Below are 12,615 nucleotides of genomic sequence, written 5' to 3'. Positions count from 1 at the left end.
TCTTTACTTGCATTGACGCCCTACATCGCCAACATTGGCCGAGGCGCGCAATTGAGGAAGAATGACCCATGGCATCCCTTCACCTTAAAAATATCAGGGCTTGCGTTTTCGATGCTTACGGCACGCTATTTGATGTCAATGCAGCCGCCCGCGCGGAACAGGCCACTCTTGGTGATAAATGGCTGGAGATTGCCGATATCTGGCGATTGAAGCAGCTTCAATATACCTGGCTGCGCAGTTTACAGAAGCGTCATGCGGATTTCTGGCAGGTTACGGGAGAGGCTCTCGATTTCGCGTTGGCCAGCGTCGGCATGGAAGACCCGGAACTGCGGGAGCGGCTGATGAACCTCTATCTAACCCTCTCCGCTTATCCAGAGGTGAAACCGACATTGGAGCAATTGAAATCCGCCGGAATCAAATGTGCGATCCTGTCGAATGGCACACCAAAGATGCTTGCCGCTGCCGCAGATAATGCGGGCATTACCCCACTTCTTGACGGAATTTACTCGATCGAGGATGTCGGGATATACAAACCCGATCCGGCCACCTATCAAATGGCGGTTGATCGGCTTGACTTGACTTCCGCAGAAATTTCCTTCCAGTCGTCCAACGGCTGGGACGCTTATGGCGCAAAAGCCTTCGGATTTAATGTTGTCTGGTGTAACCGGTTCGGTCAGGCGGCTGAGCGGCTTCCCGGAACGCCGGATGGCCAGATAAAAACACTTGATGAACTCCCGGCCATTGTCGGTGCCAATTGATAGACAGGATATCTTTTACCTATGGCATTCAGTGAAAACTACTACCCGTCACAGGACGGCCTGAAATTACATTACAGGGAATACGGATCAGACGAGAGCGCTTGCCCGCTTATTTGCCTGTCCGGCCTGACCCGGTCATCCCTCGATTTTCACGACTTCGCAGAGCGGTATTCCAAGACGCGGAAAGTCTATACCCTCGACTATCGCGGGCGTGGCAAGTCCGCCTATGACACGGACTATAAAAACTATAATCCGCAAATATATCTTGGCGATATCTTTGCCTTCCTGACAGCAAAAGGCATTGAGAAGGCACTGTTTGTCGGAACATCCCTCGGCGGTTTGCTGACCATCGCCATGGCAGGCCTCGCCAAAAATTTCATCGCGGGCGCCATCCTGAACGACGTCGGACCGGAAGTCGATAAAGCTGGCAGCCGCCGTATCCTTGATTATGTTGGAAAAGATGTGCGATTTGCTTCCCTAGAAGAGGCCGCGGCCGAACAGAAAAGAATCTATGGCGGCGCTCTTCCGGACATCTCGGACAGTGATTGGTTGGGCCAGTCGAAGACGACCTTCATCTATGATGAGACGGCAAAGAACTATCGCTTCAACTATGACCTGAGCCTAGCCAAAGCGCTGGCTGAACAACTCAACTCCGATGAACAGGTCGATCTCTGGCCGTTCTTCAAGGAACTTGGTGATTTGCCTGTCCTCGCAATCCGCGGGGCGCTTTCGGATGTGTTAAGCGCAGAAGTTTTTGCGCGCATGAAGGCAGAAGATCCTGACATGGAAGCGGTGACCCTTGAAAACCGGGGACATGTGCCGCTCCTGAACGAACCGGAAGCCCTCGCAAAACTGGATGAGTTCATTGCTCGAATTCGATAAAACCCCGTCCTATCAGTCCGTCCGGGATGCAGCCGAGCATCTGCGCGGAATCGTCGTGCGAACACCACTTCTTGAATCAAAGGCGCTTAACGAGCGACTGGGCGCACGGTTGTTTCTCAAATGCGAAACATTGCAGCATACAGGCTCCTTCAAGTTCCGGGGGGCCTACAACACATTGAGCCGCCTCTCCTCGGCGCAGAAGTTAGCCGGAGTTATCGCCTATTCAAGCGGCAATCATGCGCAAGGCGTTGCCTTGTCGGCAAAAATGCTGAATATCCCCGCAACCATCCTGATGCCTGAAGACTCGCCCACCATCAAGCTAAACAATACCCGCAGCTATGGCGCGAAGGTTATCACCTATGACCGGTATCATCAGTCACGCGAGGAAATTGGCGAAAAAATTGCTAAAGACAACAACCTAACTCTCATCAAACCCTATGATAATTACTTTGTCATTTCCGGGCAAGGCACCACGGGAGTTGAAATTGCCGAGCAATTGAAAGAGCAGAATACTCAGGCTGATATCTGCGCGGCACCGGCGGGCGGCGGCGGGTTAATTGCGGGCACTTCCCTCGCCCTTCGGGAACTCAGCCCCAGAACCAACATCTACGCAGCAGAACCGGAAAACTTCGACGATACCAGCCGCTCTCTTTCTGCGGGGAAGCGCGTTCAGAATGACGCGGGCAACCATAGTATTTGCGATGCCATCGTGACACCTATGCCCGGCGACATCACCTTCGGGATTAACAAACGTACTCTCTCGGGCGGCTTGGTAGTGACGGACGATGAGACCCGCGCGGCCATGCGCACGGCCTTTCATTATTTCAAATGCGTTATTGAACCGGGGGGCGCAGTTGCCCTCGCTGCGTTTCTTGAAGGGAAAATCGATATTCAGGGCAAGACGGTTGTGGCAATCGCTTCCGGCGGCAATGTCGACCCGGCACTCTACTGTGATATCCTGAAGGAAACTGGCTAAAACGCGGCCCAGAATTCACCATTTTCAAGCTTTTCGCGATAGCCCGCCATAAAAGATTCCAACTGGCCAACTCTGGCGATAACTGTTGCCCGCTCCCGAAATTCTGTTTCTGACGGATCATTCTGCTCCGTGATAAGATCAAAGGCGGCCTGATCGGGCGTCCCTTCCATCAAGCTGGCGTATTTCTGCCGCAAATTTCGGATGCCGTTCTTATCGTTGGAAAGATTATGGGCAACGGCCATCTGCATGACCCGCTGCCGATCAAGCCGAGTGGAGTCTTCACCCTTGCTGTCGCCATTGCCGATCAGCTTTTCAATTGCCGGGATAGCCCGGGCCCATTTACGCGATTTCCAGTGAATTTCGGCGCGAAGTTCGTCAGCCTCAATGCTGCCGTCACTCGCGATCAACTGCAGTGCCTCATCATAATTCTGTAGTCCCGCCTGTGCCCGTGCTTCAATATGGATACGCTCTTTCTTCTCCTCGGGCGACAGCTGGCGCCAACGCGTATCATAGAGAACTCGCATGGCCTCTTGCGGTTTGCCGTTCCATAGATGAACAATCGCCAGCTTCGTGCCTGCCTGAGCCTTGGCTAGCCCTTTGAGCCGGAAATTGACCTGATGCTCGAGTAACTGCGCGGCCTGCTCCAGAAGGTCTACCCGTGTCAGACGATCCGCCAGTATCTGGATCATTTTATCTCCGCGATCTCCGACGGGCGTCAGTTCACGATACTGATAATAGATCGCAAGCGCCTTGATCGGCGGAAGCTCATCGGCGGCACCATCCAGGAACAGCTCCGCAAACAGGTTATTCATCTTGCGGCCCAGATCGCGCGAATAGGGCGACTTCGGGAAATGCTGGACAATCCGCTTATACGTTTCAAGCCCGTTGCCAATTTGGCCCGTTGCCACATAGAGATCCCCAAGACGTTTCTGCACCTCAACCTCTTGTGCATCCCCACGCCATGAAAAATCGAGTTTTTCAAATTCAGCAATGGCCTGCTCTGGCGTGATCAGCTTGGCCACCAGATCGACATTGATCTTGTTAAAGCGCGCCTTCTCCGACACGGGCCGGTAATTGAGTTTCACTGCCTCGGTAAATTTCGCCGACGCCGTAGGAAAATCGCTAAGTTGCAATGCAAGGACACCTTCCAGATAGGCCTTTTCAGCTTTTTGTTTTTTCTCCTCGGGCGACTTCACCAGATCAAGCGCCTGTTTCGCCTTATTTACATCCACATTCTCGAGTGCCGCGCGCGCCTGAAGCAAGCGAAAATGATCGCGCTGCTCTTTCTCATACACATCAAAAGCTGGCGCGGAATAGTTGAGTTCCTGCGCCGCCCGTTTCCAATTCCCGAGGCTTGCCGAAACCACTCCGCGCCAGGGAGCCACCTCTACATCACCTTCAAAATCTTCATGATATAAGTTACGCGCCGCCGCCTCATAGCGATGCATCCCAAGATCCGCCAGTCCGGTCAGAAGCCGGTACTCACGGTCTTTCTCAATTTTTGGATAACTCCGGAGCAGCTCCGCCAGCACACCAGACGCTTCGGCAAATTGGTTATGCGCGATGAAAAATTTTGCAAGCGTCATTTTAGCAGCACGCTTGTCCTTTTTCTCCGCCGCGGCCGCTGCGTTCTGCAGTTCCTGCTTCCTGATCGTGAAAAGAAGCGGGTTTACCTGCTGCCACTCCTTCAGGCGAACAAACTGCGCTTTCCCGATTTCCGGTGTCGGATAGATTTCTTCGCCCGGCTTTTTGGGAACTTCCTTCGGTACGAGAGGGGCCGCGAATTCATTGGAGACAGCCGTGACCGCCAGTCCGTTCTGTTCATGACCAATCCGGATCTCGGCGGCCGTAGAATTAAGCGCGATCCCCTGCACCGTAGACAGGACGGTAATACTGTTAAAAATTTGCTCCGCTGCGATCCCCCAGCCCGAACCCCGCAGCGGCATCACCACAAGCTCCTCTTTACTGTCAGGAATATTGAAACGGACTTCTTTGCCATTATTCACGGCTGGAATAAAGGCCCGAAATTCAGAAGCAGAGATCCCTTGCGTCTGGACACCGAGCGGATGGGTTATCACCGGCGGCGCATCAAGCTGGAAATCCACATACCATTCTTCGTTTACCTTATGAACCTTGGGTGCATATCCAGCACGGAAATTGAAACGGAGCACTGTCGCGCCGTCATGATCTATCTGGCGAGCACTGGGAACAAGGAATTTGTATGGTCCAGAAAGATTCTCAAAATTCGCCTTGGATTTTTTGTCAAAAACGACCCAATGCGCACCACCGGCTTCAAACATAGCCATTGCAGATGGCTTATCCCACGGAAAAATAAGGCGAAAGCCGTCCTTCAAATTAGCAATTTTAACTTTTAGGCCGCGCCCTTCAGGCTCAGCAAGTGGCTCCGAGACAACCAGCTTCGCTTCTACCTTCTTAACAGGTTCTTCTTTGACATCCTTGATGACAAGAGGCGCCGCTTTTGGCACGTCAGCTTTCGCGACGTCCACTTCCTTAACGACCGGATCTAGAATAATTGTCGGGCTGATGGCAACAATTGCTGAACCAGATCCCTTGCCAGAGGACGGAGAGACATTGTTTAGCGCCTCATCGCTCTCCAGTGTTTTTAGCTGAACCACATTAGAGCCGGCAATCGGTTTCGGCGCAGGCAGTTCTTGCGCCGTATCTTCTTTAAGCGCGACTTTTTCCAAAGCCTTTTTCGTCGGTGTCATCGTGGACACAGGAGCCGTTTTTACTTTTTTCGGTTCCAGATTGACTACTGGCAATTCTATGACCGGCGCTTTTTGGGCGGATTTTTCTTCTTGTGCAAGGTTTGTGGGTTTTACTGCCACCGTTGCGGCCTTGACAGGTTGCTCTTTCTTTACCGGGTCACTGACTTTCGCAGCTTGAACTTTCTCAGGCGCAGGCTTCGCCGTCACCTTCCCCTTTTTAATATCAAAAACGATGCTGTTCTCATTGCGGAAATTGGACGTGACGCTATCGGGAGACATCTGGACGGAAACTTCCGTCTTGCCATCCACATACGAAAGGGAGATAGATTTTGCAAAATCGAGCGGATCCTGGTTAAACGCTTTTACGTCCATCTTCGCCGGTGCATCGAAGGTAATGATCAAGCTATCTCCGATTGTGCGGCTGCTATAGCCGATTTTTGCTGTCGGCCAGTCAAACACGAGGCGGCTGAAATCTGCATGATCGCCGCTTCTCAGGCGAACAGCTGTGGTACCACTCTCGGTTTTCTTCTTTGCCGTCTCGGTGGTTTTCTTAAGTTCGACAATAATGGCGTTGGTTTCCTGCCGCGTGACAATGCTCAGAGCACCTTTGAGCGGAAAACGAAGCGACTGCTTTCCTTCCAGTATCTCCCCTTTGCCAACATACTGCGCAAGCGCAGCAGAGGCTGCAGAAAGATCCGTATCAAAAGGCTTCGTGAAGCGGATATAAAGATATCCCTCTTCCTGTTCTGTCGTGAATTCCGGCGCGGCCTCCCAGTTGAAAACAAGCCGACCGACATTTTCCTTATCTGCCGCCGTCACTGTCACCGGGGCGGCGGCCATGGCATCGCTCATCAGAAACGCGATAACCAGCGTAGCCAGTAACAATGATTGTCCCAGACGATGCTTAAATCCATGATTGATAACGCGGTTCATAATCTTACTTCCCTCGACCCTCAGCTTCACGCACAACGATGTCCACACGTCGCGCCAAAGCATATTTTTTAACCTTGTCGTCCACAAAAATTAGTTCACTAAAGCGGGAATCCGCCATGCCGTAAACCCGGATCGGATAATCATATCCGGAGCGTTCCAACTCATTTGCCACCGACAGCGCACGGGCCAGCGACAGCGCCCAGTTATTCGAATATTTTGCCGTCGGAGAAGTGATCGGGTCCGGATCCGTATGCCCATAAACCTCGACCTGATTATTAACGTGATGGAGCGTACTGCCGATCATGTCGATCACTTCAACAACCTCGCCGCCTTCCTTTTCGGTTCCCGGCTTGAAGAAATCCCAGCCGGCAAGAGAAATGACCAGACGATCGTCGGCACGAAAAATATCAACATTCGCGAGAAGCTCGCTCTGCTGCTTTTTACCGTTCAAAATATGCTCAAGATAGGCAAGATCAATAGCCTTGGGCTCATTGATCATCGACATGTTTTTTTCAGCTTCGCCTGTCTTGGTGACCAGATCAGTAACGTCGCTCATCTTGTTACCGAAAGTTTCGGTCAAGGTCTGCCAACGGTCGACCTTGATTTCACTCATCGAAAACATCAGCACGAAAAATGCGAGCAGCAGCGCCAACAAATCGGCGAGCGACGTCATCCAGGCCGTGCTGGTGGTCGGTGATTTTTCATAACTCAGGCCGATAATAGTCATGGTGCACCTTCCTCCGGCCGGAACTGAAAGGTAAGCGACGGCCGCAGAAAAAAGCTGAAATGAATTAGCCCTGCATCTCCTGCGGCCACACCAATCGATATATTGCGAGAGGGCACCCCCGCCTCCATCAAAACCTGAGAAAGATGGCTGACCCGCTGCGCGGCGATGTCATCGGAAACATTCGCAAGCTTCGGCAGATCAACGCCGGAGCCGATAAGAATTTCAAGATCAGTCGAAACGTTATTGTTACGTGCAATCAATGTCGCGGCAACATCATCGAGAAAAGAGCCAAGTGTGTCGCGCAACTCCAGACTGCGATAGCCAAACAGTTGACGAACGGGAACAGAGAATTGAAGCCGCGTGCCGCCCTTTGTAAAACGGGATTCAACAAGTGGGACCGCCGTTTCAAATACATTTTTGAGTTTTGCGTGAAAGTCTTGCGTGCCCTGTTCTTCGCCGGAAAGTTTCTTCTGCCGATCCGCCGGGGTATCACGGGACAAGCCTGCAAAGGCGATATTCACACTGCCAAGAACTGTCCGGACACGTTCTTCTTGCAGAACAGAGACGGAGTGCAGGAAAATGAAGAAGGCGAGCAACAGCAGATAGAGCGACACAAAGACGACGGCATTGGCGTTTTTCTCAATCGCCGGGCCTGTCATCGGCTCACCCATGTCGATTTCCACCGATATTTTATTGTCCGTTCCAGTCACCCGGTTTCCTGCCTATTCTTACGGCTGCGCATCATTAGCGCTTCAAGATAGGCAAATTTTACCCGGCAATGGTTAATCAGCGGTAAAGAGGAGAACTAATTCTCACGAATTTCAATAATGATAAAAAGTACTTAGCCGACGGATTAGCTCTTACCTTCTTCCTCCCCGGGAAGCTGGCGGCGGGTGGCCAGTTCAACGGTCAGCATATTCGCCCGTTTACTGTTCATCGCCGCAAGAATTGGCGCCATTTTTGATTCCTTGATGCTACTCGCAACATCGATGAGGATATCCATTTCAAGCTCGTTGAAAATGCGCGCTGCGTCTTTGGGCTTCATTTTCTCATAGATCTTGACCAGGCTCTCCATTTGGGCCTTTTCCTGCTCGTCATGCATTTGAAGAAGAGATTTAAGAGTTGTCTCCATCTCTTTCAATTCACTGATTTTTTCGTCAATGCGAGATTCTGTCGCCTTGAGCAGATTATCACGCATATCCAGTTCTTCACCGCGACGGTCCAACTCCGCCCGGCGGTCAACCAGACGCTCTAGAACCTCAATTTCACTCTTTGAAAACTGCTGTGAGCCGTTCGGGTCGGCTGAGGCAACCGTCGCCTCTTTCACAGGCTCGACGGTCGGTGCACTTTCTTCAGCCGCGTCCATTTTCTCATCTTCCACTGCGGCTGCTTCTTCTGGTTCAGCCTCCTCGGTCTTGTCACTGGCTTGAGCCGTTGCCACATCAACGTCGAAGAGAACGCCCTGCGCGCCCGTCCAGACAGCGCTCAGCTTGAGACCGAATATCAGAACCAGTGCAACGACTGTTATCGGCAATATGCGAATATGTTTCATCATGAAAAAACCCTGTCTCACTTCGACTTAGTCAGCATGTCAAAAAGCTCTTTTTCCGCCTCAGTGCGGAACTTCGCCGGTTCTTCTGCCGGACGCGCAGGCACGACATCTTCATCGTCGAAAAGACCGGCGGGATCATCGTCATAAATGCCGGTTATTTCCCGCTTGGACGAGGATTCCACGCCCTTCTGAAGACGGTCCGCAATACGCGTGCTGGACGCATTGATAAGTTGTAATTCTTCTATGAGTTCCTTGGCCTGCTTGATTTCGGCATTAAACTGTTTCCCGGTTGTCGCCGCCTGCAGTTTCAGCTCATCCACGCCGCTTTTCGATCGAACAAGCGCTTTGTCAAACTCTTCCGTCAATTGACGCAATTCCGAATGGGCATCACGCATATTGGACAATCGCTTGTTCAACATGGCGCAGTAAGCGATTGTCGCCAGCAGCAAGCCGACTAGAAACAAGTTAAGCAGAAAATCGAGGGGCATATTATCCATCATTATTCTAACCCATAGGTCTGAGTGACTTATCAACCTTAACGGCGATATTTTGGCCGGATCGACCCATCTTGCCTGAGACCATCGAAATGCCACCGCATCGTAGGGTCGTCGGGCTGTCTGGCGACGCATTAAACATGACCGTATCGCCAATACCGAGATTCAAAACCTCACTGAGAGACATCTTTTTCTCATCAAGAACAGCCTGGATATCTACCTCGGTTGACCAAAGCTCGGTGGCCAGATGGTTTTCCCAAATGCTGTCACGGCCGAATTTCTCCCCCATAAACATCTGCAGAAGCAACTCACGAACCGGTTCAAGTGTGGCATAGGGCAAAAGCATTTCAATGCGTCCGCCGCGATCTTCCATATCAATACGGAGCTTGATCAGGATCGCTGCATTCGCCGGGCGCGCAATCGTCGCGAAGCGTGGGTTGGTCTCAATCCGCTCATGACGGAAGGTTACTGGGCTTAGAGGTTCAAACGCGCCGGTCATGTCGTTAAGAACAACAGATATCATCCGCTCGACCAGGTTGCGCTCAATCGTCGTATAGGGGCGACCTTCAATCCGCATTGCCGCCGTACCGCGACGCCCGCCGAGCAGTACGTCAACGATTGAGTAAATCAGGGAGCTTTCGACCATGATCAGGCCAAAGTTATCCCACTCTTCGGCGCGGAAAACGCTCAAAATTGCGGGAAGCGGAATAGAGTTGAGATAATCACCAAACCGGATGGAGGTGATGTTATCAAGACTGACTTCCACGTTATCAGATGTAAAGTTGCGCAGCGACGTCGTCATCATCCGGACTAGACGATCAAACACAACCTCCAGCATGGGGAGACGTTCATAATTGACCAGCGCAGAGTTGATGATGGCCTTGATGCCAGAGTTTTCACCCCCCTCGCCGCCGTCCATGTCAAAGCCAAGCAGGCTGTCGATTTCGTCCTGGTTAAGAACACGTGTGCTGTGGCCACTCATTTCGGCAGCGGAGGACGCGTCGTCGCCTCCCTCCATCGCAGCGGCCATATCGTCATCACCGCCCATTGCCGCGGCCATATCCATTTCGCCGTCATCATCGGCGGCCATCGCGGCGGCCATGTCCATCTCACCGTCGTCTTCAGCGGCCATCGCAGCGGCCATATCCATTTCGTCGTCTTGATCAGACATAAATTTTCCTACTGCACCAGCATTTCTTTAAACAACACGTCGTTCACTTTGACTGGCGCGACCGAACTATTGATCCGCATCAGCAATTCTTCCTTCAGGCGGAATACGCCCTGAGAGCCGTTCAGGTCTTCTTTCCGGAGTTCACGCAGGTAAACCTGAAAATTATCCATGATCCGCGGAATCAAAAGTTCCAGATCCGGAATCGTGGTTTCATCTTCCAGTTCCAGCGAAACACCAAGCTTCAAAAAGCTGCTTGATGAATTAGCGGAGTTAAGATTGACAAGCATTTCTGGCAGATCGTAGAAAACCACTTTCTTGTTGACCTCAACGGCCTCTGCGGCGATTTCCTCTTCCGTTGGTTCCGGCGTATCGAATACACCTGCGAAATAGGCACCACCCGCGCCGCCACCGACGACCAGCAAGGGAAGCAGAACAAACAGAACCAGAACCTTACCGCTAAATTTCTTCTTTTTCTTCGGCTCGCCGTCTTCTTCCTGATCGGCGTCCAGCGCCTCTTCTTCTGTCTCGTCAACCATTGTTCGTTTTTACCCTCAACGAATTAGACCTTTAATAACAGGTCACAGAGTAGGCCGCTTTGGTTAACAAGAGGTTGAGATTAGCCAAATCTTTTACGGAAAATCGCAATTTATATGGGAAAATGCCAATCCGGTGTGCCTCAACCTTATTTAGGGGGAAAAAATTGCCGATGGTGGTCGTATTTACACCCCAGACTGCCTGCCAATACCGCCAAACTCAAACTCAACATATTGTTTTTATTAGTATTTTTTTCTGGCATGGGGTCTGCATATAACTGGGCAGATCAATTTGTGCCAGAAAGGCAGAGATATGGAAAACGCAGTTTTTATTGGATTGTCACAGCAGATGGCGCTGAAACGGCGCCTCGACATGACCGCAAACAACCTTGCAAACGTCAATACGACGGCCTTCAAGAGTGAACATCCCCTTTTTGAGGAGTTCCTTGTAGAGCGCGCGAACCAGGACGACGTCTCTTATGTTCAGGATTACGGCAGCTATCGTGATTTGCGCGAAGGCGAGTTCACACATACTGGACGGCCGCTTGATCTTGCCATCAGCGGCGAGGGATATTTCTCCATCGAAACAGCTGAAGGCATTCGCTATACACGCAATGGCAGCTTCCGCCTTGATCCCGACGGAAATGTTGTCACCATCAATAATGAGGCCCTGCTGGATGAGAACAATCGTAAAATCACCATAGACCTCCAATTCCAGGAAGTTTCCATCGCACCGGATGGTACGGTCACGACAGCCCCAGGACAGACAGCAAAGATCGGTCTGGTCAATTTCGAAAATCCGCAAATTCTGAAACAGGTCGGTAACGGCCTTTATGATGCGGAAGATTTCCGGCCTGAGGCCGCGGTTGATGTCAACATCATGCAGCGCACATTGGAAAAGTCGAACGTCCAGCCCATTCTGGAAATGACCGCGATGATCGACATCATGCGTGCCTATCAGTCGGCCCAACAACTGCTGGATTCTGAACATGACCTGCAGATGAAAACCATCGAAGAAATGCCAACACTACAGTAAAGAAGGAAGACGATAATGCGAGCACTCGGTATTGCCGCCACAGGTATGTTGGCCCAGCAGCTTAACGTGGATGTTATCTCCAATAACATCGCAAACATGACGACAACCGCCTTTAAGCGCCAACGCGCGGAATTTCAGGACCTACTCTATCAGGACATGGAACGTGCCGGCGCGGCATCCTCCGACGCAGGAACGATTGTTCCCGCCGGTATCCAGATCGGTGTTGGCGTGAAAACTGCGTCGGTCTACCGCATCACCGAACAGGGCGGCCTGGAATCAACGGGCAATACTTATGATCTTGCGGTTCAGGGCGAAGGTTACTTTCGTGTCCTACTCCCGAGCGGAGATGAAGCCTATAGTCGTGCGGGTTCCTTTCAGCTGAGCCCCACAGGTGAAATCGTGACGCAGGATGGCTTTTCCGTCATTCCCAGTGTCACTATCCCGCAAGACGCCACCAGCGTGACCATTAACCCAAGCGGTGAAGTGGAAGTGCAGATCGACGGTCAGGTAAACCTGCAGACCGTAGGGCAGCTTGATCTCGCCATCTTCTTCAACGAAGGCGGTCTGCAACCTCTTGGTGATAGCCTTTATCAGGAAAGCACGGCCTCCGGCGCGCCGACAATTGGTGTTCCTGGCTCCACCGGTTTTGGCACCCTGCGTCAGGGATATCTTGAAATGTCCAACGTAAACGCGGTGCAGGAAATCACCCAGCTCATCAGTGCGCAGCGTGCCTATGAGATGAACTCGAAAACCATTACTGCCGCCGATGAAATGATGTCGGTTACCAACCAGCTTGGTCGATAGAAACTTTCTAGAATGAAAGA

General features: G+C 51.8%; 12 protein-coding genes. 5 read left to right on the top strand and 7 right to left on the bottom strand.

All coding sequences use genetic code 11. The features are described 5' to 3' along the window. Window positions 1–68 precede the first annotated feature (68 nt). The 3 genes from LKE13_RS09580 to LKE13_RS09570 are packed head-to-tail and all read left to right on the top strand — an operon-like array spanning window position 69 to window position 2,616. The gene (locus LKE13_RS09580) at window positions 69–758 is read left to right on the top strand and encodes a haloacid dehalogenase type II (RefSeq protein WP_227950631.1); all 690 of its coding nucleotides are present in this window, start codon (window positions 69–71) and stop codon (window positions 756–758) included. A 21-nt stretch (window positions 759–779) separates the two neighbouring features. Continuing rightward, window positions 780–1,640 carry an alpha/beta fold hydrolase gene (locus tag LKE13_RS09575; protein ID WP_227950629.1) on the top strand — a complete coding sequence of 287 codons (861 nt, stop codon included), beginning with the start codon at window positions 780–782 and terminating at the stop codon, window positions 1,638–1,640. Then, a complete protein-coding gene (locus LKE13_RS09570; protein ID WP_227950627.1) occupies window positions 1,615–2,616 on the top strand; it encodes a threonine/serine dehydratase in 1,002 nt (333 codons plus the stop codon). Before LKE13_RS09575 ends, LKE13_RS09570 begins: the two co-directional genes overlap by 26 nt. On the opposite strand, the gene LKE13_RS09565 is transcribed toward LKE13_RS09570, so the two are convergent. From LKE13_RS09565 to LKE13_RS09535, 7 genes are all read right to left on the bottom strand, one after another. Further along, window positions 2,613–6,278, bottom strand: coding sequence for a tetratricopeptide repeat protein (locus LKE13_RS09565; RefSeq protein ID WP_227950625.1), 3,666 nt, complete (start codon window positions 6,276–6,278; stop codon window positions 2,613–2,615). The two genes, LKE13_RS09570 and LKE13_RS09565, sit on opposite strands and share 4 nt — an antisense overlap. 4 nt (window positions 6,279–6,282) lie before the next feature. Next, window positions 6,283–7,005 (bottom strand): flagellar motor protein MotB, encoded by a 723-nt coding sequence (locus LKE13_RS09560; protein WP_227950623.1) that lies wholly within the window; start codon window positions 7,003–7,005, stop codon window positions 6,283–6,285. Then, a complete protein-coding gene (locus LKE13_RS09555) occupies window positions 7,002–7,715 on the bottom strand; it encodes a hypothetical protein (RefSeq protein WP_227950621.1) in 714 nt (237 codons plus the stop codon). Before LKE13_RS09555 ends, LKE13_RS09560 begins: the two co-directional genes overlap by 4 nt. Window positions 7,716–7,858: 143 nt before the next feature. Continuing rightward, window positions 7,859–8,560, bottom strand: coding sequence for a MotE family protein (locus LKE13_RS09550; protein WP_227950619.1), 702 nt, complete (start codon window positions 8,558–8,560; stop codon window positions 7,859–7,861). A gap of 14 nt (window positions 8,561–8,574) precedes the next feature. After that, on the bottom strand, window positions 8,575–9,057 hold the full coding sequence (locus LKE13_RS09545; RefSeq protein WP_227950617.1) for a DUF6468 domain-containing protein: 483 nt from the start codon (window positions 9,055–9,057) through the stop codon (window positions 8,575–8,577). A 4-nt stretch (window positions 9,058–9,061) separates the two neighbouring features. Further along, window positions 9,062–10,222 (bottom strand): flagellar motor switch protein FliM, encoded by a 1,161-nt coding sequence (gene fliM / locus LKE13_RS09540; protein ID WP_227950615.1) that lies wholly within the window; start codon window positions 10,220–10,222, stop codon window positions 9,062–9,064. Between the two features lie 8 nt (window positions 10,223–10,230). Continuing rightward, window positions 10,231–10,758 (bottom strand): flagellar basal body-associated FliL family protein, encoded by a 528-nt coding sequence (locus tag LKE13_RS09535; protein ID WP_227950613.1) that lies wholly within the window; start codon window positions 10,756–10,758, stop codon window positions 10,231–10,233. A 310-nt stretch (window positions 10,759–11,068) separates the two neighbouring features. Here LKE13_RS09535 and flgF point away from each other — a divergent pair, with 310 nt between their 5' ends. Both flgF and flgG read left to right on the top strand, forming a co-directional pair. Continuing rightward, window positions 11,069–11,791 carry a flagellar basal-body rod protein FlgF gene (flgF, locus tag LKE13_RS09530; RefSeq protein WP_227950611.1) on the top strand — a complete coding sequence of 241 codons (723 nt, stop codon included), beginning with the start codon at window positions 11,069–11,071 and terminating at the stop codon, window positions 11,789–11,791. 15 nt (window positions 11,792–11,806) lie between these two features. Then, window positions 11,807–12,595: a flagellar basal-body rod protein FlgG gene (gene flgG, locus LKE13_RS09525; RefSeq protein WP_227950609.1), complete on the top strand. Its 789-nt coding sequence runs from the start codon at window positions 11,807–11,809 to the stop codon at window positions 12,593–12,595. The last annotated feature ends 20 nt before the right edge of the window (window positions 12,596–12,615 follow it).

The organism is Sneathiella sp. HT1-7 (genome assembly GCF_020731145.1).
GTDB lineage: Bacteria > Pseudomonadota > Alphaproteobacteria > Sneathiellales > Sneathiellaceae > Sneathiella.
The sequence above is the reverse complement of the archived record's forward strand: the minus strand, read 5'-3'. Positions and strand labels throughout refer to the sequence as shown.